The sequence below is a fragment of the Pseudomonas sp. NPDC088444 genome (assembly GCF_044900175.1).
In the GTDB taxonomy this organism is placed as follows: domain Bacteria; phylum Pseudomonadota; class Gammaproteobacteria; order Pseudomonadales; family Pseudomonadaceae; genus Aquipseudomonas.
In genome coordinates this window covers 352,179-375,857 of sequence record NZ_JBJDNK010000003.1, presented here as the reverse complement: position 1 = coordinate 375,857, position 23,679 = coordinate 352,179, and the positions used below count along the sequence as shown (strand labels likewise).

General features: G+C 62.4%; 19 protein-coding genes. 11 read left to right on the top strand and 8 right to left on the bottom strand.

The window, feature by feature from the left end; genetic code table 11:
- Window positions 1–55 precede the first annotated feature (55 nt).
- Genes ACI2KB_RS08670 through ACI2KB_RS08630 form a run of 9 tightly spaced genes read left to right on the top strand, consistent with a single transcriptional unit; the run spans window position 56 to window position 11,295 of the window.
- Complete coding sequence (locus ACI2KB_RS08670; protein ID WP_404633404.1) at window positions 56–829, top strand: polysaccharide biosynthesis/export family protein; 774 nt, start codon at window positions 56–58, stop codon at window positions 827–829.
- An 18-nt stretch (window positions 830–847) separates the two neighbouring features.
- A complete protein-coding gene (locus tag ACI2KB_RS08665; protein ID WP_404633402.1) occupies window positions 848–2,842 on the top strand; it encodes a lipopolysaccharide biosynthesis protein in 1,995 nt (664 codons plus the stop codon).
- Window positions 2,843–2,858: 16 nt separating this feature from the next.
- A complete protein-coding gene (locus ACI2KB_RS08660; protein WP_404633400.1) occupies window positions 2,859–4,040 on the top strand; it encodes a glycosyltransferase in 1,182 nt (393 codons plus the stop codon).
- Window positions 4,037–5,350: a cellulase family glycosylhydrolase gene (locus ACI2KB_RS08655; RefSeq protein ID WP_404633398.1), complete on the top strand. Its 1,314-nt coding sequence runs from the start codon at window positions 4,037–4,039 to the stop codon at window positions 5,348–5,350. The genes ACI2KB_RS08660 and ACI2KB_RS08655 overlap by 4 nt, the downstream gene beginning before the upstream one ends.
- Window positions 5,351–5,352: 2 nt before the next feature.
- On the top strand, window positions 5,353–6,567 hold the full coding sequence (locus tag ACI2KB_RS08650; protein WP_404633396.1) for a glycosyltransferase family 4 protein: 1,215 nt from the start codon (window positions 5,353–5,355) through the stop codon (window positions 6,565–6,567).
- Window positions 6,558–7,655 carry a glycosyltransferase family 4 protein gene (locus ACI2KB_RS08645; RefSeq protein WP_404633394.1) on the top strand — a complete coding sequence of 366 codons (1,098 nt, stop codon included), beginning with the start codon at window positions 6,558–6,560 and terminating at the stop codon, window positions 7,653–7,655. The genes ACI2KB_RS08650 and ACI2KB_RS08645 overlap by 10 nt, the downstream gene beginning before the upstream one ends.
- Entirely contained in the window at window positions 7,655–9,052 is a 1,398-nt protein-coding gene (locus ACI2KB_RS08640) for an O-antigen ligase family protein (protein ID WP_404633392.1), read from the top strand. Before ACI2KB_RS08645 ends, ACI2KB_RS08640 begins: the two co-directional genes overlap by 1 nt.
- Window positions 9,049–9,870 carry an acyltransferase gene (locus ACI2KB_RS08635; protein WP_404633390.1) on the top strand — a complete coding sequence of 274 codons (822 nt, stop codon included), beginning with the start codon at window positions 9,049–9,051 and terminating at the stop codon, window positions 9,868–9,870. The genes ACI2KB_RS08640 and ACI2KB_RS08635 overlap by 4 nt, the downstream gene beginning before the upstream one ends.
- 9 nt (window positions 9,871–9,879) lie before the next feature.
- Entirely contained in the window at window positions 9,880–11,295 is a 1,416-nt protein-coding gene (locus tag ACI2KB_RS08630; RefSeq protein WP_404633388.1) for a lipid II flippase MurJ, read from the top strand.
- Here ACI2KB_RS08630 and ACI2KB_RS08625 read toward each other — a convergent pair.
- From ACI2KB_RS08625 to urtA, 7 genes are all read right to left on the bottom strand, one after another.
- Window positions 11,285–11,632, bottom strand: a complete 348-nt coding sequence (locus ACI2KB_RS08625; RefSeq protein WP_404633582.1) for a zinc ribbon domain-containing protein — start codon at window positions 11,630–11,632, stop codon at window positions 11,285–11,287. The genes ACI2KB_RS08630 and ACI2KB_RS08625 overlap by 11 nt on opposite strands.
- Window positions 11,633–11,815: 183 nt before the next feature.
- Entirely contained in the window at window positions 11,816–13,045 is a 1,230-nt protein-coding gene (fmdA, locus tag ACI2KB_RS08620; protein ID WP_404633386.1) for a formamidase, read from the bottom strand.
- 139 nt (window positions 13,046–13,184) lie between these two features.
- On the bottom strand, window positions 13,185–13,874 hold the full coding sequence (urtE, locus tag ACI2KB_RS08615) for an urea ABC transporter ATP-binding subunit UrtE (RefSeq protein WP_404633384.1): 690 nt from the start codon (window positions 13,872–13,874) through the stop codon (window positions 13,185–13,187).
- Between the two features lie 22 nt (window positions 13,875–13,896).
- Window positions 13,897–14,658: an urea ABC transporter ATP-binding protein UrtD gene (gene urtD, locus ACI2KB_RS08610; protein ID WP_404633382.1), complete on the bottom strand. Its 762-nt coding sequence runs from the start codon at window positions 14,656–14,658 to the stop codon at window positions 13,897–13,899.
- The gene (gene urtC / locus ACI2KB_RS08605; protein ID WP_404633380.1) at window positions 14,655–15,830 is read right to left on the bottom strand and encodes an urea ABC transporter permease subunit UrtC; all 1,176 of its coding nucleotides are present in this window, start codon (window positions 15,828–15,830) and stop codon (window positions 14,655–14,657) included. The genes urtD and urtC overlap by 4 nt, the downstream gene beginning before the upstream one ends.
- A 13-nt stretch (window positions 15,831–15,843) precedes the next feature.
- Window positions 15,844–16,761: an urea ABC transporter permease subunit UrtB gene (urtB, locus tag ACI2KB_RS08600; protein ID WP_404633378.1), complete on the bottom strand. Its 918-nt coding sequence runs from the start codon at window positions 16,759–16,761 to the stop codon at window positions 15,844–15,846.
- 153 nt (window positions 16,762–16,914) lie between these two features.
- Complete coding sequence (urtA, locus tag ACI2KB_RS08595) at window positions 16,915–18,159, bottom strand: urea ABC transporter substrate-binding protein (RefSeq protein WP_404633376.1); 1,245 nt, start codon at window positions 18,157–18,159, stop codon at window positions 16,915–16,917.
- A gap of 449 nt (window positions 18,160–18,608) precedes the next feature.
- Here urtA and ACI2KB_RS08590 point away from each other — a divergent pair, with 449 nt between their 5' ends.
- Together ACI2KB_RS08590 and ACI2KB_RS08585 are read left to right on the top strand one after the other, a co-directional pair.
- Window positions 18,609–22,022 carry an ATP-binding protein gene (locus tag ACI2KB_RS08590; protein WP_404633374.1) on the top strand — a complete coding sequence of 1,138 codons (3,414 nt, stop codon included), beginning with the start codon at window positions 18,609–18,611 and terminating at the stop codon, window positions 22,020–22,022.
- Entirely contained in the window at window positions 21,997–22,671 is a 675-nt protein-coding gene (locus ACI2KB_RS08585) for a response regulator (RefSeq protein WP_404633372.1), read from the top strand. The genes ACI2KB_RS08590 and ACI2KB_RS08585 overlap by 26 nt, the downstream gene beginning before the upstream one ends.
- Here the strand turns inward: ACI2KB_RS08585 and ACI2KB_RS08580 are convergent, their stop codons facing one another.
- Entirely contained in the window at window positions 22,672–23,595 is a 924-nt protein-coding gene (locus ACI2KB_RS08580) for a LysR family transcriptional regulator (protein WP_404633370.1), read from the bottom strand. It abuts the gene before it with no gap.
- Between the last annotated feature and the right edge of the window lie 84 nt (window positions 23,596–23,679).

The window sequence follows — 23,679 nt, the reverse complement described above, 5'->3', positions numbered from 1 at the left end:
TGATTGTTTTACCCGCAAGGGAGCCGTATTCATGCATGACAGGAGTTTTGGACCAATGAAAACCACGCTGTTGCTCGCCAGCGTCGTCTTGCTGTGCGCCTGCAACACACCCGCCCGGATCGGACCACCGAACGACCCGGACATCAAGGCTGCGCAAGACGCGGGTCGGGCATTGGTGGGCAAGCCGTTGCCTCCCGAGCGGATCCACGCGGGCGACACCTTGCGGATCGTGCGCAATACCGGTGAATCCCCTTCGATCTCGGCCTTCACCGCCAACTCGATTTATGAGCTGACGCTGTTTCCCGTGCTCAACGACGGCACCTTTTCCTACCCCTACATCGGCTCGGTGAAGGCGGCAGGACTGACCGTGCCTCAGTTGACCAAAGTGCTGGAAGAGAAGCTGGCGCCGGTCTATCGGGAAACCGCACTGACCATCAACATCAATCAGGCGCCAAGCAACGTGGTGTTCGTCGGAGGCGCGGTGCGCAATCCGGCCAGCCTGCCCGTGCCGGTGGTGACCAATCTGGAGCAGGCGCTGGTCGGTGCAGGCGGCCTCAATCCGGACGCCGACGCCCGTCTGGTGGCGTTGCTGCGCCCTGGCGATGACGGCCTCTACAAGACCTATTTCTTCGATTATTCCAAGCTGCTGTATGCCAGTGGCGGTGGCCCTGCTGCACCGGTGCTGTTGCAGCGCGGCGATGTCGTGTTCGTGCCCAAGTCCTCGGTTGGCAACCGGATCGACGGCGTGAATCTGTATCTCAACCAGTTGATCCCTTTCTCGAAATCGATCGGCTTCGGTGTGAATTACAACTTGCGCGACAACCAATAATCGGAAGGGACTACCGACATGATCACCATTCGCTCATTCCGCGATCTGCTGCGCCTGTTTTTCATTTTCCGGCGTGAAGTGCAGATCACCGTCGTGGCGACCTTCGCGATTATCGTGCTGGGCGCCTTCCTGCTGCCCAACCGTTATGAGTCCACCGCGCTGCTGTTAGTCAAGCCTGGCCGCGACACCAGCACCGTACCCATCGAGCTTGCCGACCGCCAGTCGGTGGCCGTGCCCAGCGCCTTGCGCGACCCGCTGCTGGATGAAGAACGGATGCTCACCGGTCGGCCGATCATCCGCGCCGTGGCGCAGGAGTACATCGCGAAAGTCTCCGAGGCGCAGCAGAATGCCGGCTTTTTCGCCAAGCTCAAAAACGCGCCGGGCGCCATTCTCAGAGGCGTGATAGGGGCAGCGCGCAGCGTCTTCGAATTCCTCGGACTGATCGAGGCCCGCAGCGCTGAAGAGCGGTTGGCAGAAGACCTGGAGAAATACTTTAAAGTCAGCCATGAACCCGGCTCGTCGGTAATGGAATTGAACTTCACCTGGGACGACCCGCAAGTGGCACAGGCCATCCTGAAAAGCTGGGTCGATCAGTACGGCGTCGAACGCGCGCGTATCCTGGGCCGGGTCAACCTTTATGCGTTTTACGAACAGGAAGTCAAAGACACTCAGGCCAACATCCTTCAGCACAAGAGCGATATTCAGGCCTTGCTCGATCAGATCGGCACCGTGAGCATCAGCCAGCGCCTGGCCGACGTCGCTCAGGGGCTGAACGACCTGCGCACCGAACGCAACAACACCATGCGCTCCATTGCCTCGACCAAGGCCGGGATCGACAAGATTCAGGAGCAGATCAATCGCCAGACCCGCCTGATCAGTTCGGGCAAGGAACTGGCCTTGAACCCGTCTCGCCAGGATCTGCAAACCCGCATCAATGGCAAGGAAGAAGAGCGGCAGGAACTGCTGCGTTCGTTCAAGGAAAGCGCTCCGCCGGTTCAGGCGCTGGACATTGAAATCGCCAACCTCAAAGCGTTGTGGGCCAAGGAAAGCCACACCGTGCAGCGCACCGAGAACATCGCGCCCAATCCGCTGTTCACCCGTTTGCAGAACATTCTCAACGACCAGCAAGCCAGCTACACCCGGCTGCTGGTGCAAAAGCAGCAACTGGATGCGCAACTGGATCAATGGGAGAAGGCGCGGCAACAGGCACTGGAACTGGAACCCAAATTTTCCCGTTTGCAGAACGAGCTGAATGCGGAAGAGAAGAACTTCATTCTCTACACCGACAGCCTTGAAAAAGCCCGGATCGACCGCGAGCTGGACAACAAACAGATCAGCAACATTTCGGTGGTCGAGCAAGCCACACTGAACCCCAGCCGGGTCTTTCCGAAAAGCTTGCTGATGTTGCTGCTGGCGATTCCGTTGAGTCTCGGCGTGGGCCTGCTGGCGTTGTATCTGTTTTACCTGCTGGATCAGCGCATTCATGACGGCGACAAAATCGAGGCGCAGTTCAAGGTGCCGCTGTGGACCACCCTGCAGGACTTGAGCAAGGTCACACCCCAGCAACGCAGCGGCTTCGTCGCCAGTCTCTATCGGCTGTACAGCGTACTGCCGCTCAAGCAAGTCGCAGAGAAGGGGCTGAGTATCGGCTTGACCTCGGCCCACTCGGGCGAAGGCGTGAGCTTCGTCATCGAGCACCTGCGCGAGTTGCTGGAAGAGCACGACTACCGCGTTAGCGTGGGCCATGGGCGTGCTGCCGAACCGGGAGAAATCCTGCTGATCGACGCCTCGAACTTCTTCGCCAAACAGGAGGTGTTCGTCGACCTGCGCGACGCCGATCTGATCGTGCTGGTGATCGAAGCCGAATCCTCCACCGTGCCGAAGCTGCAAAACGCGCTGAGCACACTGTCCACCGCGTTCAAGCACGTCGACGGCATCATCCTCAACCGCCGCCGCTTCGAAATCCCCGAGAAGGTACTGACCTGGCTCGGCCGTTTCCGCAGCCATCATTGAGGAGGGAGTCACTGACATGCAGATCGCCCTGCTCGCCCCGCTGCCACCGGAGCAGAACGGCATCGCCGACTACGCCGGTCACCTCAAACACGCACTGGAGGATCTGGGTGTGCGCGTGAGAACGCCACTGCAAGGGGTCGGCAACGACCCGCACGCGGCGCGGCAACGGGTGGCCGAGGCTGACTGGCAGGGCATCAGCCTGGTGCATGCGGAAATCGGCGGCGGGCGGCTGGCGGAGTTCCATGCCCTGCGTGCGTTGCGCGAACGCTTCCCTCACCTGCCGTTGACCGCCACCGTTCATGACCCGGAACGGCTGGTCTGGCGTCGGGAAAAGCTGCCGTGGCCACTGTCGATGCTGGCTACGCTGCGCTCGCCGCTGCCTGAAGCCGCCACGGTGCTGGCCGATCCGCTGTGTCTGCATGAAGAACGACAATTGGCGCGGCAGATGACGCGGCTGATCACCCTGACTCAAGCGGGTAACCGCTGCCTGCAACAACGCATGGGCTTGCGCCAGGCGCAGATGGCCGTGATTCCCCACGGCAACCTGCCCGTCGCCCCGCGACCGCTGCCCCCGCTACAGCCGCTGAAATTGCTGTATTTCGGTTTTATCTATCGCGGCAAAGGCATCGAAGATCTGCTCGAAGCGCTGGCGCGGCTGTTCACCGAGCAGCCCCCTCTGCGCAGTCAAGTGCGACTGACGCTGGCAGGCGGCAGCGAGCCGGAAATGGCGTTCGGCCCTTCAGGCAGCTACCTGGAACAGTTGCGTCAGCGGATTCGCGAACTGGGCCTGAGCGATGTGATCGGCTGGCATCTGGACCTGCCCGCCGCCGACATTCCTCAGGTCATTCAAGCCCATCACGTGATGGTCCTGCCTTACCGCGAATCGAGCAAATTGAAGATTCTCGGTCAGTTGCGCGGTACCAGCGGCGCGCTGTCCTGGGCCACGGCCTGCGGTCGCGGCGTCATCACCTCCGATGCCCGCTCATTTGCCGAAGAGGTGTCTCACGGCAACGGCGAAATTTACCCGCAAGGCAATGTACAAGCCCTGACTGCAGCGCTGGCGCGCCTGTGCAGCGAACCACAACGCGCCCAGGCATGGGCCGAACGAGCGGCTACGCTGGGTCGGGAAAGGGTCTGGAGCCTCACCGCAGAACGCTTTCAACAACTATTCCAACAGGCGTGCGAGGTGCATGAATGAAGGCCAGAACGTTACTGACGATTTACCTGATCAGCGCGTGTGCGTTGAGTGCGATCAGCCCGGCCGTGGAGGCCGAAACCCTTTTGCGGGCACCGCGTGCCGTGACCTGGAAAGACTTTCTCGGCGTCAACGTGCAGTTTCACTACTTCTCCCCGGACATCTACCCCAAACAGATGAACCGCCTGGATCAACTGGGCCTAAGCTGGATTCGCTGGACTCTGCACTGGCCCATCCTGGAACCGGCACCGGGACAATACAGGCTGGCCGATCTGGACGCAGCCATGGCTGCCGCCAAACCCCATAACTACAACACCGTGGCCTATCTGGTGGGTTCGGCCACGTTTGACAGCACCGCCCCTCAGGGCGCCAGCAACACCGACCAATACCCGCCCCGGGACATCAATGTCTTTGCCGAGCGCATGACCGCCCTCGCCCAGCGTTACCCCCAAGTCAGCCACTGGCAGGTGTGGAACGAGCCGAACATCATCTGGTTGCCGCAAGCCGACCCGGTCGCCTATTACAACTTGCTGACCACCACCGCCAACGCGATTCGTAGCGCCTTGCCGAACACACCCATCGTCACCGCAGGCGTGGCCTATTACGGCCAGATGCGCGGCTCCACCGGCTACATGTTGCAGTCGATGGTGGATCAGGGGCTGGCCAGCCAGAACATCGTCGCGGCCTATCACCCCTATTCTGAGTACCCGGAAGGCGACTCCATCAAGGACCGGGATTTTCTGGTGCGCGGCAACGCCCTCAACAAAACCCTGCACAACGCCGGCGTGAAAGAGGTTTGGGCCACGGAATGGGGCTGGTCGAGCTACGCAGGACCGGTGGAAATGCAGCACATCGTCGGCCTTGACGGCCAGGCCGATTACACCCTGCGGCGGCTCGCGTTGATGAGCACGATGGACTACCAGCGCATTTTCCTGTTCAACCTCAGCGACCTGGACCAACGCGCCAGCGCCCGTGATCGTGGCTACGGCCTGGTGGACCTCAACGGCGAACCCAAGCCGGTCTACGTCGCACTGAAACGTTTCTTCGAGGTCACCGGACCGACCCTGCGACCGGCCGACCCGCCCCCTGCCACCGCGATCCCGGATGACCTGTACGCCATCGCTTGGGACCGTCCGGACGGCTCGCACCTGCTGATGGCCTGGAGCGCCAGCAGCGCGCACCTGAACTTCCCCGGCATCAAGACCGCGACGCTGCACGACCCGTTGACCGGCAAACAGGCCGAGCTGGCCGACACCAAAGGCGTCGACGTGCCGTTGACCCCTACGTTGCAAATCCTCGCCTGGAAGCCGTAGCCATGCGCATTCTCTGGACACTGCCCTACCTGCCCTGGCCTACCACCAGCGGCGGCAAGACCCGTCAGTTTCACCTGCTGCGCAACCTGGCCACGCGGGGCCACCGCATCACCCTGCTGGTGCAGTCCAAGAGCGAGCTGGATGACGACACCCGCGCCGCGCTGGAGCCGTGGCTGGAGCGTCTGATCGTGGTCCCGCGCCGACCGCTGCGCAGTGCCCGGACCCTGCTCGCCATCGCCTTCGCCCGGCCACCGATGCTGGCCAGCGCCAACGGGTTCTCGCCGCAGTTGCAGCAGCAGTTCGAAGCCTTGCTGCAAGAGCACTGGGACGTAATCCAGATCGAGCACAGTTACAGCTTCCAGCCGTTCGAAGCGCCCCTTCGGCGCGCGGGCAAGTCGTTCATCATGACCGAACACAACGTCGAGTCTGGCCTTGGCGCAGCCAGTTATCACCACTTCCCCGACTGGGCGCGCCCTTTTACGCGCTATGACCAATGGCGCTATCGCCACTGGGAAGAACGGGTCTTTCGCCAGACCCGACAACTGATCGCCGTCACCGAAGATGACGCCAAGGGCCTGAGCCGCATGACCTCGCGGGCCACCAGCCTGGTGGTCAACGGCGTGGATTGTGACTACTACGCCAAGGTCTGCCCGGACCGCTACAGCCGACGCCTGCTGTTCATCGGCAACTACGAATACGGGCCAAATCTGGACGCCATGGAATGGGCACTGGACCACATCATGCCCAAGGTCTGGGCCATCGACCCCATGGTGCGCCTGACCATTGGCGGCTACGCCCTGCCCCACGACTGGCCGCAGCGCTGGGGTGATCCGCGCATCGACTGGCTGGGCTTCGTGCCGGACCTGCGCACCGTACAGAACGAGGCGGCCATCTTCTTCGCCCCGTTGCGCGAGGGCGGCGGGTCCAAGCTCAAGGTGCTGGAAGCCATGGCCGCTGGACTTGCCGTGGTGACCACCGAACAGGGCGTGTCGGGCCTCAAAGTGGTCAACGGCACCCACTACCTGGGATGCGAAGACGCCCACGGCCTGGCGCTGCTGCTGGTCGAGGCGCTCGCCCAACCGCCACGCCTGGCGAAGATCGGCGACGCCGCCCGGGCTTACGTGCGTCAGTACCACGACTGGTCGGTGTCAGCCGCGCAACTGGAAGGCATCTACGCCCAGGTTCACCAGCAAGAGGACACTCACGCATGCGCGTAGGACTGGATTTTCGCCCCGCGACCGGATTCCCCAACAGCGGCATCGGCCGTCAGAACACCGCGCTGGAGGAAGCGTTTCGTGCCCATCCCGACGTGCAATTGCAGCTGTTCAGTGTCGCGCCCTACGAACACCCGATCCGTCGTATTGCCCACTGTCCGCGCTGGCCGACGCCCCTGAACGGCATCCATCGCCTGCCCGAACGCCTGAAGTTCGAAGCCTGCTTTCTCCCCGAAGCACTGCGCGATGCCGAGGTCGAGCTGTACCTGGCCAACCTCAACATGGGCCTGCCCATCGGGCGCAAACCGGCGGGCCTGCGCTACGTACTGCAATTGCATGACCTCTTCCAACTGACCTTGAGCAACGCCCATGGCTCGAAAATCAAGGCGATGATCTACCGCCAGACCGATCGCCTGTCCATCGGCTATTCGGTGAAGGTCGCCGACCGGATCTGGGCACCGTCGCAATTCACCGCCGACGAAACCGTGCGCCTGTTTCCCCACGCCCGGGACAAGGTGCGGGTGCTGCCCAATCTCGTGGAAGGTTTCAGCGCCGAGCCCGCCGATCTCGACACACCGTTGCCTGAGCGCTACTGGCTGTGCGTCGGTACACGGGAGCCGCGCAAGAACATGCCGTGGTTTGTCGAGGCTTGGCAGGTCGCCCGACGCCAGTTCCCCAGAACCCCGGACCTGGTGCTGGTCGGCGGCCCCGAGGGGCTGTCCACCGCCCAGCGCGAGTGCCCGGGCCTGCACATCGTCAGTGGCATCAGTGACGGTCAGTTGCATCAGGTCTATCGTCAGGCCGAGCGCCTGTGGCACCCCTCCTATGGCGAAGGTTTCGGCCTGCCGGTGGTGGAAGCGCTGGGGGTCGGCACCCCCGTGGCGGTGGCCAGCGGCTCGTCGCTGGACGAGGTCACGCCAGCGGGCAGCCCGCGTTTTTCCCCCAACGATCAGGCGGCGCTGATCCGCTTGATGGGCATGTTGTCCAGCGCCGAGGCCGAAGACCCGACCGCGCTCAAGGCATGGGCCAGCCACTATGGCGTCGAGGCCTACCGTCGGCGTTTCAACGAATTGCTGGAGGAGTTGCGCTGATGCCGTTGGCGATGCCTGTGGGCGTATTGATCGCGCTGCTGTTCGGTGTGATGGTCTGGCTGTTGCCCGCGCTGAAGGTGACGGCGGCATTGATCGGCGTCGCTGCGGTCCTGACCATCATCCGGCGCCCGCTGCGCGGCCTGCTGCTGTTTGGGGTGCTGGCGACCTTTCTGCCCTATGCCACGGTGCAGATCGGTATCCGCACGACGGTTTCGGAGGCCTTGCTGATGCTGGTCTGGGCCAGCCTCATGGCTCACCGTTTGTTCGCGCTGTACAACCCGCCCGTGCACCTGTTGCGCACCGAGCGCTGGCTGATCGCGCTGATGCTGTTCAGTGCCCTGCCCTTCGTGGTCGGTCAACTGATGGTGCACGTCGACGGCAATGGCCCGATCAACTGGGTGCGCTGGCTGTTCAACCTGTCGCCGCTGTTTCTGGTGCCGCGCCTGTTAGGCGATGTGCAGTCCCGGGAGCAGATGACGGTGGCGATTTTGCTGGGCACGCTGTGCATGTTACTGCTGTCGATTCCGGTGTACCTGAAAGACGGCAACTCGACCGCCATCATCTCGGTCATCGGTGGTCTGGGTTACAGCAACCTCGACACCCTCAATCAAGGCCTTCTCGGACTGTCGAGCCGCATGGGCACGCCGTGGACGCACCCCAACATCGCGGGGGGCGCCATGGCCATGCTGTTGCCGTTGGCGTTCTGCATCGGCATGACCCGTGAAGGCGTGGTGCGCCATCTGGGGTTGGTGGTGGCGGTGCTGGCGCTGGCCGGGCTGCTGTTTACCGGCTCCCGGGGCGCGCTCGTCAGCCTGGCGCTGGTGATGTGCTGGATGGCACGTAACCGTATCCCCTACGTGGGGCGCATGCTGATGGCCGGGGCGATTTTCGGAGCGCTGCTGTTGATGTTCTACCCGCCTTTGCAGGACCGCTTCATTGGCCTGTTCAGCAGTAACGACGCCAGTACCGCGATCCGTTTCGAGGAGTACTCGCACTTCACCGACGCCATGAAAATGTTCCCGCTGGGCATCGGCTTCAAGGTCGACCCACCCGTACCCGGCACCGGGCTGTGGGGGATTTCCAACCTGTGGCTGAACTACATCTATAAGTTGGGCCTTGTCGGCGCGTTGGTTTTCATCGGTGTCACGGTCGTGTGGTGGCGCGAAGCACGCTTGCCAGCCCACCTGGTCACCCTCAATCGCGAAACCGCGCTCTGGCTGGGCACTCGTGCCGGCGTGCTGGCAGCGTTGCTCAGCGGCTTCTTCGACCACTATTTCAGCTTCACCACGGTATTGGTCGCGTTGTTCTGGCTGTTGCTCGGGCTCAATCTTTACGAAGCCCGGCGCTTGCAGGCCAACGCACACGCCCTCGCCTCTGACGCCCGGGAGACACCATGAAACACCGCATGATGCATTCGCACGACTTGCGCCAATCACTCCCCGAATACGCGCGCAAAATGGGCGTCAGCCATGAAGAGTTGGCGAGCGCCTATGACTGGATGTTGGCCAACGACGTGTGCTTCGAAACTCCGATGAAAGACAAGACCCTGTGCTTCATCAGTTACCTGAACATCGAGCCGCGCATCGAACATCCATTGGCCCGACGCTTCTATCGCCTGCTGTCCAAAGAAACGCCCGGTGCGCTGATTCCGCTGTACGGCATCAACTGGCCTACCCTGCGCGACCGAATGCTGCGCACCTGGGAGCAGATTTACAACATCCTGATCTGCAAGATCCCCAGCCATACATTGCGTCTGTTCTGGCTGCGCATGGGCGGGGCGAAAATCGGCAAGGGTTCGTCGGTCTGGCGCAACACCGAAGTGCTGGGCGTCGATGGCCTGCGCATCGGTGAAGACAGCACCGTGGGCTGGCACTGTCAGGTGGATGCCCGTGGCGGGTTGGTCATTGGCAATCATGTGACCATCGCCTCCCACGTCCTGATCATCGCCGGGGGCCATGACCTCAAGGCCCCGGAATTCTGGGCGGTCGGCGGCCCGATCTACATTCATGATTACGCCTGGATCGCCAGCCGCGCCCTGCTGTCGTTCGGTGCCGACATTGGTGAAGGTGCGGTGGTGGGCGGCGGCAGCGTCGTCTCCAAACCCGTCCCGCCCTACGCCATCGTCAGCGGTCCGAACGCCGAAATCAAAGGCGAGCGCGCCCGAGGCCTCAATTACAAAGTGGGCGGCAAAGGCCTGTTCACGTTGTTTCACTGAGGCCCATCCATGTTCGGTTCGACCCTCTGGCTGACCCTGGCGACCCTCACGGGGCTGGCCGCCGGGTTCGCCCGCGAGTGGCTGCTGGTCGCCGCGTGGGGCGCGGGCGGGCGCAGCGATGCGTTTCTGGTGTCGCTGTTTTTGCCTGAAGCCTTGCGCATGGCCTTGGCCGCAGGTTTGCTCAGCGCGGCCGCATTGCCGCTGTATCAACAACGCTCTTCGCAAGCGCAACAGGACTGGCTCGGCGCCCTCGCCCCTCGGGTACTGCTGTGCGGGTTGGGTTTGGGTGCGTTGCTCAGTCTGGGGGCTTGGCTGTGGGTGCGGTTAATCGGTCCGGGGCTGGATGAGGCCGGGTACACGCAAGCCGCAGGTTCCCTGCACTGGCTGGCGTGGTCGGCACCGGGCTTTCTGCTGCACGCCCTGTTGTGCGTGCCGTTGCAGGCCCGTTCGCGGTTTGTATTGGCGGGCTTGGGATCGCTGGTGTTCAACCTGCCCCCCGTGCTCTATCTGGCGCTGATGCGCCACGACGCCACGCCCACAGGGCTGGCCCTGGCCTGCCTGCTCGGCAGCCTGTTGATGCCCGGCGTGTTGTGCCCCGCACTGTGTCGCGACGGCTGGAGACCCTGGCATCTCTCCCACGCGCCCGGCGCCGGTCGCGAACTCTTGCAGCGCATTGGCCCATTGCTCAGCAGCAACCTGGCCAGCCAAGGCCTGGCGTTGCTGGAGCGGATGGTCGCCTCGTTGCTGGGGGAAGGCGCAGTGACCTGGGTCAACCTGGCGCGCAAGCTGATCAACCTGCCGTTGATTGCCTTGATGAGTCTGAATCAGGTGCTGCTGGGTTTGATGAGCGGCGCTGAGGACGACCAACGCATGGGGCTGCTGCGCAAAGGCTTGAGCAGCGCGACGCTGTTGACCGTTCCCGCCGTGGCCGGACTGATTGGCGCAGCCGGGGCGCTGGTGTTTCTGCTGATGCCCGGTCAAGCCATCGACGGGCCTTTGCCGGGACTGTTGGCGTGGTTCGCGGTGCCGCTGATGTTCGGCGCCTGGAATGCCCTGCTCGCCCGTTACGCCTATGCCGCGGGTGACACGCGCATGCCGTTGACGTGTGAGCTGACGGGGAGTTTGCTCAATGCCGTGCTGCTCGGCGTACTGCCGTTCGTGTTCGGCCTGATCGGTATCGCCATGGCAGCGATTTGCGGCGTGGTGCTCACCGGTTTTCTGCTGATGCGCAGGCAGCAACTGCTCGGTGCCTTGCCATGGCGTCAGCAGTGGTCGTTGGGCGTCGCGATCATGGTGCTGGCTGCCAGCCTGCTGCACCCGCTGAGCAACGTCTGGCTGCAACTGGGTTTGAGCTGCGCCTACGGGGCGATCCTGTTGATCGCCATGGCGCTGTGGCTCAAACCCTGGCGACCGCTCAATGGCTGATCATCCACGGGCGCCCTGCCGCCTTGCCTTTCAGGGCATGGGGATTGGCCTTGGTCGGTTCGACCTTTTTGCTCGGCCCGCAGCAGCCACAGCCTTTGGGGTGACGCGTGCTGTCCTGGTATTCGCCGACGGTTTTCGGCGCATGACGGCTGCGCTCGTTGATGGCCATGGCTTTGCGCGTGTGGCCCGCCATCGTCGCCAGTCCTGGCGCGGACAGAATCACCCGCATGCTGGAGGCGCCGCATTCCGGGCAATCGCAGGGTAACGCGCTTTCAGCCATGGGGCGCAGGGCAGTGAAGTCACCGCAATGGGGGCAGTCGTATTCGTACATGGGCATGGTGGGGTCCTCAAGGTTGAGCGCAAATTCAAGAACGTCACCCGGACCTGTCTTGATCGTGCCCACGCTCTGCGTGGGCATGCATCCCGTGACGCTCCGCGTCACCACGGGCAGGGACGCGGAGCGTCCGAGACGGCGTTACCACGCGGAGCGTGGGAACGATCAAGGCGGGTTCATCGGGTATCACTTATCCGGCGCAATCGGCAGATCCACGCTGCCATCGATGAACTTCGTCGGCCCGTTGGCACTCGGGTTGATGTCGAACTCGAAGATTTCCGTCGGCAACCACAACGTCGCGCAGGCGTTGGGGATGTCGACCACGCCGCTGATGTGCCCCTGCACCGGCGCCGAACCGAGCAACGCATAACCCTGGGCAGGCGAATAGCCGAACTTGGTCATGTAGTTGATCGCGTTCAGACAGGCCTGACGGTAGGCGACGTTGACGTCCAGATAATGCTGCTGCCCGGCTTCGTCCACCGAGATGCCTTCGAAGATCAGGTATTTGTTGTAAGTCGGCACGATGGGGCTGGGTTTGAACACAGGGTTCTTGATCCCGTATTTGGCCATGCCGCCCTTGATCAGCTCGACGCGCATGTGCACCCAACCGGCCATTTCGATGGCGCCGCAGAAGGTGATTTCGCCGTCGCCCTGGCTGAAGTGCAGATCGCCCACCGACAACCCGGCGCCATCGACGTACACCGGGAAGAACACTTTCGAGCCACGGGACAGGTCTTTGATGTCGCAGTTACCGCCGTGCTCACGCGGCGGCACGGTACGCGCGCCAGTCGCGGCGGCCATGTCCCGTGCAGGCCCCTTGAGCTTGCCCATGTGCGCGGTCTTGGCGTGGGGCGGGTTGGCCAGTGGCGGCACGCGGCCTGGCTCGGTGTCGATCAGTTCCTGCTCGCGACGGTTCCACTCGGCGAGCATCTTGTGGTCCGGCAGGCAGCCGATCAGGCCAGGGTGAATCAGCCCCGCGAACTCAACACCGGGAATGTGCCGCGAGCGGGTCATCATGCCTTTGAAATCCCAGATCGCCTTTTGCGCCATCGGAAAATGATCGGTGAGAAAACCACCGCCGTTCTGTTTCGAAAAGAAGCCGTTGAAACCCCACTGCGAGTCCGCACGGGCGCCGATGTCCAACAGATCCACCACCAGCAGGTCGCCGGGTTCGGCACCCTGCACGCCCACAGGACCCGACAGGTAATGCACCGTGGACAGGTCGACGTCGCGCACGTCGCTGGCGTCGTCGTCGTTCTTGATGGCCCCGGCGGTCCAGTCATAGGTTTCGAGAATGAAATCGTCCCCGGGCTTGACCCAGCAGGCCATCGGAATGTCCGGGTGCCAGCGGTTGTGGATCTGCTCGTTTTCGGTGGCGGGTTGGTTGAGGTCGACTTTGATCAAGACTTCGGTCATGGGTGTGCTCCTTGGATGACTCGGGTTGGCTGTAGCGACGCCATCGCGAATGATTTCGCTCCCACAGGGGAAAGCGTTCGGTCTGTGGGAGCGGATTCATCCGCGATGACGCCAGATCGAACGACACGAATGGGTAGGGCTAAACCGACAGGTAACGACTGATCGTCGCCTCATCGACATTGGCCCGGGTTTCCTCGATGACGAAGCGGCCCTTCTCGATCACCAGAAACCGGTCGGCGATTTCCAGGGTGAACGACAGCACCTGCTCCGAGACCACGATGGTCAGGTTGCGCAAGGTGCGGATCTCTTTGAGGGTGCGGGCGATGTCCTTGATGATCGACGGCTGAATGCCCTCGGTGGGTTCGTCCAGCAGCAACACCTTGGGGTTGGTCGCCAGCGCGCGGGCAATCGCCAGTTGCTGTTGTTGCCCACCGGACAAGTTGCCGCCGCGCCGCCCGCGCATGTCGAACAACACCGGGAACAGCGCGTAGAGGTCTTCCGGCACCTTGCCTTTGGCCGACGCGGGCAGCCCGGTCTGGATGTTTTCAAGCACCGTCATTGAGGGAAAAATCATCCGCCCTTGAGGCACGTAGGCCATGCCATGCTCGACCCGCGCGTGGGTTTCCATGGCCGAGACCTCGACGCCCTCGACCTGCACCTGGCCGCGCCATTGCGGGAGGATGCCCATCAGACTCTTGAACAGCGTGGTCTTGCCCATGCCGTTGCGGCCCATGACCGCGACGATTTCCTGCTTTTCCACGTTCAGATCCAGGTCGTGGAGGATCTGGCTCTGGCCATAGCCGCAGGCCAACTGATTGATGGTGAACATGCTGCGCTCCTCGGTGGCCCCGTCAGTGGCCCAAATAGACTTCGATGACTTTCGGGTTGCTCTGCACCGACTCCATGCTGCCCTCGGCCAGCACCTTGCCCTGATGCAGCACCGTGACCTTGTGCGCGATGCTCTTGACGAACTCCATGTCGTGCTCGATCACCAGCACCGAGCGGCCCTGGCTGATGCGGTTGAGCAGATCGGCAGTCTGGGCGCGCTCACTGACGCTCATGCCCGCCACCGGCTCGTCGAGCATCAGCAACTCAGGGTCCTGCATCAGCAACATGCCGATCTCCAGCCACTGTTTCTGGCCGTGGGACAACAGCCCCGCCTGTTGCTGCAACAGGTCGGCGAGGAAGATGTCCTTTGCCACTTCGTTGACCCGCTCGATCACTGGCTGGCTGCGTTTGAAGAACAGTGCGCCAAACACCGTGCGGCCCTTGGGAAAAGACATTTCCAGGTTCTCGAACACGCTCAGGTTGTCGTAGATCGAGGGGGTCTGGAATTTGCGACCGACCCCGGCGCGGACGATGTCGTATTCGTTCATCTTCGTCAGTTCACGGTTGTTGAACTGAATGCTGCCGCCCGTGGCACGGGTCTTGCCGCAGATCAAATCAAGCACCGTGGTCTTGCCTGCGCCATTGGGGCCGATGACCACGCGCACTTCGTTGCGATCGATGTACAGGTTCAAGTCGTCCACCGCCTTGAAGCCGTCGAAAGACACCGTCAGGCCCTCGACGGCCAGCACCGGTTTGGGCATCTGAAAGCCGCTGGCCGTGGTCATGGCTGAGTCTCCAGTGAGCTGTTGACGGGTTGGGCGCTGGTCGCAGCAGCCGGTTTTGCAGGCGCAGGGGCGGCAGGCAGCGCGGGTTTACGCTTCAGCCCCGCCAGCCATATGCGCCCGTGGCTTTCCCACAATCCGGCCAGGCCGTTGGGGAAATACATGACCACCGCGATGAACAGGCCGCCCATCAGGTACAGCCACAGTTCGGGGAAGGACTCGGAGAAATAGGTCTTGCCGTAGTTCACCAGCAGCGAGCCGTACACTGCGCCGAGCAGCGACATGCGCCCACCGACAGCGGCGAAGATCACCATCTCGATGGAGGGTACGATGCCGACGAAAGACGGCGACATGAAGCCCACTTGCAACGCGAACATCGCCCCGCCAATGGCCGAGAAACCGGCCGCGACGCAGTACACGAATATCTTGAAACTGGCCACGTCGTAGCCGGAAAAGCGCACGCGTTCTTCCTTGTCGCGCATCGCCATCAACAGACGGCCGAGCTTGGACGCCAGGATGAATTTGCCGATCAGGATGCAGCCCAGCAGCAAGGACGCGTTGATGAAGTACAACGCCAGCTTGGCGCCGTCGCCACGGATGTCCCAGCCCAGCAGGGTCTTGAGGTCAGTGATGCCGTTGACGCCTCCCGTAAGGCCCTGTTGGCCGATGATCAGCACGGTCAGGATCAGCGCGATAGCCTGAGTGACGATAGAGAAATACACATCGCCCACTCGACGCTTGAACAGCGCCGCGCCAATCACCAACGCCAGAATCACCGGCACAGCAATGACCGCCACCAGCGTGAAACTGAAGCTGTGAAACGGTATCCACAGTGCAGGCAGTTCGGTGACCTGGTTCCAGTCCATGAAATCCGGAATGCCCGGCGTGGACTGGATTTTCGTGCTCTCGGGGTCGCTGGCCTCCAGCTTGAGAAACATGGCCATGCAATAGCCGCCCAGGCCGAAGAACACCCCTTGTCCCAGACTGAGAATGCCGCCGTAGCCCCAGCACAACACCAGCCCCACGGCCACGAAGGCGTAGGTCAGGTATTTGCCGACCATGTTCAGGCGAAAGGCGTCCAGCGTCAGCGGGAACACCACCAGAATCAGCGCGGCCAGAATCAGCAGGCCGATCACGCCCTGCCGTCCGCCCATGAGTTTGTCTAAAGCGTTCATCTGCACGCCTCCTTTACTTACGGACCTTGCTGGCGAACAGCCCTTGAGGGCGCATCAGCAGGATCAGAATCACGGTGGAGAGGGTCAGCACTTTGGCCATCGAACCGCTCATGAAAAACTCGGAAACCGACTGCGTCTGGGCGATGGCGAAAGCCGAGGCGATGGTGCCTAGCAGGCTTTGCGCGCCGCCGAAGACCACGGTCAGGAAGGTGTCGACGATGTACAGCGAACCCGCTGTGGGCCCGGTCGAGCCAATGGTGGTGAACGCCGCCCCCGCAACCCCCGCCACCCCACAGCCCAGGGCAAAGGTCATTCGGTCAACCTTGCGGGTGTTGATGCCGACGGCGCGGCTCATCACCCGGTTCTGCACCGTGGCGCGGACCTGCAAACCCCAGCGGGTGCGGTACAGCATCAGAAAAATGCCGCCGGTCAACAGCACGGTCAGGGCCATGACGAACAGGCCGTTTTTCGGGATTTCGATGGCGTCGGTCAGGTTGACTGCGCCCATCAGCCACTCCGGCGGGTTGGCGCTGACTTCACGGGCGCCGAAGATCGAGCGGAACGCCTGCTGCATCACCAGCGACAGGCCCCATGTGGCCAGCAACGTGTCCAGCGGGCGGTGGTACAACCGGCTGATCATCACCCGCTCAACCGCCCAGCCGATGGCACCCGCCACCACGAACGACAGCGCGATGGCGAAGAAAAAGTAATACGGCTGCATCGACGGCATGTGGTTCTGCACGAAAGTCGAGAGCACGTAGGTGGTGTAAGCGCCGATGGTGAGGAATTCACCGTGGGCCATGTTGATCACGCCCATCTGGCCAAAAATGATCGCCAGCCCCAGGGCCATGAGCAGCAACACGCAGAACACGGACAGCCCGTTAAAACCCTGCATGGCGGCGATGGCACCGAAATCAGATAGCCATTGCATGGTGGTGTCCTCTTCAGAAATTTGATCGTTCCCACGCTCCGCGTGGTAACGCATCGGGTGACGCTCTGCGTCACGGGGCCGCAGAGCGGCCGTCAGGCATTCCCACGCGGAGCGTGGGAACGATCAGAATCACTACAAGTTTCAGCGATTCAGTTACTGATAACCCTTCGGAAACGGATTCGGCTCGATCAGATCCGACTCATAGATCACCTTGAACTGGCCGTTGGCCTGAGCTTCGCCGATGCGGGTCTTGCTCCACAGGTGATGGTTTTCGTGGACTTTGACGTAGCCTTCCGGCGCGGTTTTCAGCTCGATACCGGGCGAAGCTGCGACCACTTTGTCGACATCGAAGCTGCCCGCCTTCTCCACCGCCGCTTTCCACAGCCACGGGCCGAGGTAGGCCGCCTGGGTCACGTCGCCCATCACCGCGTCCTTGCCGTATTTGGCCTTGAAGGCTTCGACGAAGGCTTTGTTGTTGGGGTTGTCCAGGCTCTGGAAGTACTTCATCGAGGCGTAGAAACCTTCCATGTTCTCGCCGCCGATGCCGAGCAGTTCATCCTCGGTGACCGACAGGGTCAGCAGGTTCTGCTTGGCCGCCGTCACGCCTGCGGCCTTGAGCTGTTTGTAGAACGCCACGTTGGAGCCACCGACCACCGCCGCGAACACCACATCAGGTTTCTTCAGCTTGACCTTGTTGATCAGCGAACCGAACTGGGTGTTGCCCAATGGGTAGTAGTCTTCGCCGACGACGGTGCCGTGGAGCACGTTTTCAATGTGTTTGCGGGCGATCTTCATCGAGGTGCGCGGCCAGATGTAATCCGAGCCGATCAGGTAGAACGTCTTGGCACCCTTCTCCTTGGCGATCCAGTCCAGGCTCGCGAGGATCTGCTGGGTGGCTTCCTGGCCGGTGTAAATCACGTTCTTCGACTGCTCCAGCCCCTCGTAGAAAGTCGGGTAATAGAGCAAGCCGTTTTCCTTCTCGAACACCGGCAATACGGCCTTGCGCGAGGCCGAGGTCCAGCAGCCGAACACTGCCGCGACCTTGTCGCCGACCAGCAGCTTCTTGGCTTTTTCGGCGAAGGTCGGCCAGTCGGAGGCGCCGTCTTCCTGAATCACCTTGATCTGCCGTCCGAGAATCCCGCCCGAGGCGTTGATCTGGTCGATGGCCAGACGCTCGGCTTGAATCGAACCGGTTTCGGAAATGGCCATGGTCCCCGTGGCCGAGTGCAACTGGCCAACGGTGACTTCGGTCGGGGTCACGGCCAGGCCGGTGCTGTTCACGTCATCGGCTACGGCCATCTGGCCGAACACACCGGCGGCGATCAGCGACAGCGCAGCCGCGCCCAGGGTCAGCCGTCGAGGGAGGAAGCGTTTCAAGTGGGTCTGTGGTGATTCCATGGTTCCGGCTCCTGAGTGGGTCGTCGTTCTCGCTAGCGCTCTGAATGGCGCCTCATCGCGAGCTGGAACCAGCATGAAGTCCGGGCACGATTGGGGGTATACGCAGCATGACGTACTGGCATACGTCATTTGACGTAGCGCCAGAAACGCCGTTTGGCGGCATGCTGACGCCCGTGCGAGCGCTGGGGCATGGAATTTGCTCCTGAAAACCAGGCGTGGCCGTTGTGAAAGCGGTGAGTCAGTTGCAAATGGTTTGACTGGCAGGTCGCTTTCGCCAGCAAGCCGGCTCCCACAGATTCAGCGCCGAATAACAAATCTGAATCCGGCGCGGGCATTGTGGGAGCCGGCTTGCTGGCGAAAGCAGTTGCCCAGTCAACATAGAATTTCCCACATGAATCAAGCGTCAGGACGACGGGCTTTTTGATCCTTACTTTCTGGAAAAATCCACCGTGCGACCTTCCGGCTCTCAACGCATCATCAAGGTCCGTCGTGACTACAACAGCCTGGTCGCCGACGAGACCATGGAAGACTACGCGCTGCGATTCACGCCCAAGTCGTTTCGCAAATGGTCGGAATTCCGCATCGCCAACACGGCGGTCGGCGCGGTGTCGTTTCTGGCGCTGGAGGCCATCGGCGGCGCGCTGGTGATGAGTTACGGCTTCACCAACACCCTGTGGGCGATTCTGGCCACGGCGCTGGTCATCTTCCTCACCGGCCTGCCGATCAGCTACTACGCGGCGCGCTACGGTGTGGACATGGACCTGCTGACCCGCGGCGCCGGGTTCGGTTACATCGGCTCGACCATCACCTCGCTGATCTACGCCAGTTTCACGTTCCTGTTCTTCGCCCTGGAAGCGGCGATCATGGCCCTGGCGCTGGAGCTGTATTTCCGCATCCCGCTGGCGCTGGCCTACGTCATCTGCTCGGTGATCGTCATCCCGCTGGTGGCCTACGGCATCACCCTGATCAGCCGCTTGCAGATGTGGTCGCAGCCACTGTGGCTGACCTTGCTGCTGGTGCCCTACGTCTTCGTGATCTGGAAAAACCCCGAGGCACTGAGCGACCTGACCAGCTTTGCCGGGCGCGAAGGCGAAGGCGGCACCTTTAATCTGCTGTTCTTTGGTGCAGCGTTCAGCGTGGCGCTGTCACTGGTGACCCAGATCGGCGAACAAGTGGACTACCTGCGTTTCCTGCCCGAGAAAACCCGCGCCAACCGCATCCGCTGGTGGGCGGCGCTGCTGATGGCCGGTCCCGGCTGGATCATCCCCGGCGCGCTGAAGATTCTCGCCGGGGCCTTTCTGGCCTTCCTCGCTCTGCAACACGAAGTGCCCATCGAGCGCGCCGCCGAGCCGACGCAAATGTACCTGGTCGCCTTTCGCTACGTGTTCAGTTCCCCGGAATGGGCGCTCGCAGCCATGACGCTGTTTGTCATCATCTCGCAGATCAAAATCAACCTGACCAACGCCTACGCCGGTTCACTGGCCTGGTCGAACTTCTTCGCGCGGGTCACCCACAGCCATCCGGGCCGGGTGATCTGGCTGGTGTTCAACGTGATCATTGCGTTGATCCTCATGGAATTGGGGGTGTTCGACGCCATCGAGCAGGTGCTGGGCCTGTACGCCAACGTGGCGATTGCCTGGATCGGCTCGCTGGTGGCGGATCTGGTGATCAACAAGCCACTGGGCTGGTCGCCACGGCATATCGAGTTCAAGCGCGCGCACCTGTACGACATCAACCCGGTCGGCGTCGGCGCAATGACCATTGCTTCGCTGGTCTCGTTCTGCGCCCATTTCGGGGTGTTCGGCGAGCTGGCCCAAGCCGCACCGCCGCTGATTTCACTGGCCATCGCCTTGATCGTCGCCCCACTGATCGCCTGGCGCACCAAAGGCCGCTATTACATCGCCCGCACCAGCGCCAACGCCCTGCTCTACCCCGATGGCCCCCAAGCCAGCCTGCGTTGCGGGCTGTGCAACAACGCCTTCGAAACCCCGGACATGGCGTGGTGCCCGGCCTATCGCTCACCCATCTGTTCGCTGTGCTGTTCGCTGGACGCCCGCTGTGGCGATCAGTGCAAGAAGCGCGCACGGCTGTCGATGCAGTTCGAGGATCTGGTCAGCCGCTTGCTGCCCCGTTTGCCGCGCCAATACCTGCACACGCGGCTGGCGCAGTACCTGGGGCTGCTGACGATCCTGATTCTGGGCTTGTCTGGCGCGCTGGCGTTGATCTACAGCCAGGTGGCCCACGGCCTGATCGACCAGTCGCCGCAGGTGCATCACACCCTGATGCTGGCGTTTCTCAAGGCCTTCCTGACCTTCTGCGTGTTCGCCGGAATTCTCGCCTGGTGGGTGGTGCTGACCCGGGAAAGCCGTCGCGTGGCCCTCGAAGAATCCGAGCGCCAGACGCTGCTGCTGATTCAGGAAATCGACGCCCACGACAAAACCGACAAGGCCTTGCAAGAAGCCAAGGAAGCGTCCGAAGCGGCCAACGCCGCCAAGAGCCGCTATGTCACTGGCCTGTCCCACGAGCTGCGCACGCCGCTGAACAGCATTCTCGGCTTCACGCAAATTCTTCAGCGCGACGCCGCAACCCCGCCGCAACATCAGGACCCGCTGGCGACCATCCTGCGCAGCAGCTCGCACCTGCTGTCGCTGATCGACGGCCTGCTGGACGTGGCCAAGATCGAAGCCGGAAAACTGCGGCTGGAACCCTCGGAAATCCTCTTGCAGCAGTTCCTCAGTGACCTGGAGCAGATGTTCGTCAGCACCGCGCGGGACAAGGGTCTGCGCTTCCGTCTGGAGCTGGTCGGGCGCATGCCGGTGGTGGTGCGCGGCGATGAAAAACGCGTGCGGCAGATTCTCATCAACCTGTTGGGCAACGCGGTGAATTTCACCGACAGCGGCGAAGTCTGCCTGCGTGTCAGCTACCGCCGCGAGACGGCGATTTTCGATGTGATCGACACCGGCATCGGCATTGCCCCGGAGCAGATCGAACGGATTTTCCAGCCTTTCGAACGTGGCGGCCTGGTGCGTCAGGACAACGGCGTCGGCCTGGGCCTCACGATCACCCGCATGCTCACCGCGTTAATGGGTGGTGCGCTGTCGGTGACCAGCCAGCCGGGTGAAGGCACGCGCTTTCAAGTGCGCCTGTTTCTGTCCGAAGTGCGGGTGCCAAAAGCGGTCATCGATGTGGATCACGACGTCATCGGCTATGAAGGCGAGCGGCGGCGGATTCTGGTGGTGGACGACCACATCGAACACCGCAAAGTGATCTCGGGCATGCTCACGCCGCTGGGCTTCGATGTGGTGCAGGCCGCCAACGGTCACGAGGCGGTACGTCAGGTGTCGTTGCTGCATCCGGACCTGATCCTGATGGACCTGTCGATGCCGGACATGGACGGCTGGCAGACCTTGCGCATGATCCGCCACAACGCACTGTCCCGAGCGCCGGTCATCGTGCTGTCGGCCAATGCCAATGCCTTCACCGACCCGCTGGTCGACAACAACGACCACAGCCTGCCGTCGATGGAGCATGATTACCTGACCAAGCCAGTGCACCTGCAACAGTTGCTCGACCGCCTCGCCCATCACCTGAACCTGACCTGGCAACGGCGCTTGCGCAAAGCACCACCCGCCCGCTCGGAATGGCGCCTGCCGCCCCGTCGCGACCTGGAAGAACTCTACGAACTGTGCGGCTTGGGCTACATGCGCGGGATTCAGCACAAGCTCGATGCCATCGAACGGGACAGCGCCGACAGCGCCGGCTTCGTGGCGGACCTGCGCACCCTGGCCAAAGGGTTTCGCCTGGATGAACTCAGCCTGCAACTGAAGGAGGCCCTCAATGAACGCCCTGACTCAACCCGCTGACACCGGCGTGATCCTGATCGTCGACGACACCCCGGACAACCTGGCGCTGTTGTCCGATGCGCTGGACGAGGCCGGCTACATGGTGCTGGTCGCGCTGGACGGCACCAGTGCGTTGAACCGCATCCAGCGCAGGCGGCCGGACCTGATCCTGCTCGACGCGATGATGCCCGGGCTGGACGGTTTCGAGACCTGCCGCCTGATCAAGCAACAGCCCGACACCGCCAACATCCCGGTGCTGTTCATGACTGCCCTGACCGACAGCGAACACGTGGTCAAAGGCTTCGAAGCGGGTGCCATCGACTACGTGACCAAACCCATTCAATGCGCGGAAGTGCTGGCTCGGGTGGCCTCGCACCTGCGCACCGCGCGCATCCTGCAATCGGCGCGCAACGCCTCGCAGCCCATGGGCCTGGACCACGCCCCGGCCTATGACCGGCTGGCGAGCCGTTTTCAACTCACGGAACGGGAATTCGAAGTGCTGCGCTGGGTGGCCTGCGGCAAGACCAACAAGGACATCGCCGACATCCTGCAACTGAGCCCGCGCACGGTGAACAAACACCTTGAGCACATTTACATCAAGCTAGGGGTCGAGACTCGTACGGCGGCGACATCGGTGGCCATGGCGGCGATGAGCGAGCGCGTGTCGTGATCAGCAGATCGGCAGGTTGCGCGCCTGATGGGTCATGCACAGGTCCTTGACCGTTTGACGCAGCCAGCGATGGGCCGGGTCCTTGTCGAAACGCGGGTGCCAGGCCTGCACCACGTTGACAGGTTCGAAGTCCAGCGGAATCACGAACGGACGCATGCGCAGCCCCAATTCGTCCATGCCCCACAGCACGGTTTCCGGCAACGACACGATCAGGTCAGACGCCGCGATGGAGAAAATCGCCGAGTGGAAATTCGGCGTGGTCAAGGTGACGCGACGGGACAGTCCCAGCAACTCCAGCGCCGCATCGATAGGCCCATGGGGGCGACCCCGACGAGAGACGCTGACATGGTCGTATTCGGCAAAACGCTCGGGGGTGACTGGCGCGTTGAAGATGGGGTGGTCTTCACGGGCCAGGGCGACGAAGCGTGTGGTGAAGAGTTGCTGGACCTTCATTTCAGGGCCGAAATTGCGTCGCGAGGTGACGTGCAGGTCGATGCGGCCTTCGCGCAAGGCGTCGTCATCGCCCTCACCTTCGGGCGCGAAACGCAGCGATGCGTCGGGGGCCTGAAGGCGCAGCGCGTCCACCAGATGGCCGCCGAACGCGCCGAAGAAGACGTCGTTGGAGCGCACGTTGAAACGCCGCTGCAAGGTGCGCATGTCCACCTCATCGCGTGCCTGAAACACCTCAGTGGCCTGCTCGACCAGGCTGCGCACCTGTTCTTGCAAAGCCAACGCCCGAGGCGTCGGCACCAGCCCGCGGCCTGCGCGCACCAGCACCGGATCGCCCAATGCTTCCCGTACTCGCGTCAGCGTCCGGCTCATCGCAGCCGGACTCAAATGCATCCGCTTCGCCGCCCCGACCACACTGCCCTCTTCGAGCAAGGCGTCGAGGGCGATCAGCAGGTTCATGTCGGGCAAGGGCATGGGAGGGCGTCCGTATTTACGATGAAGGGAGATGATGAGAGAAACGGCAGCCATTGAGAATGGCGTATTGTGGGAGCGAATTCA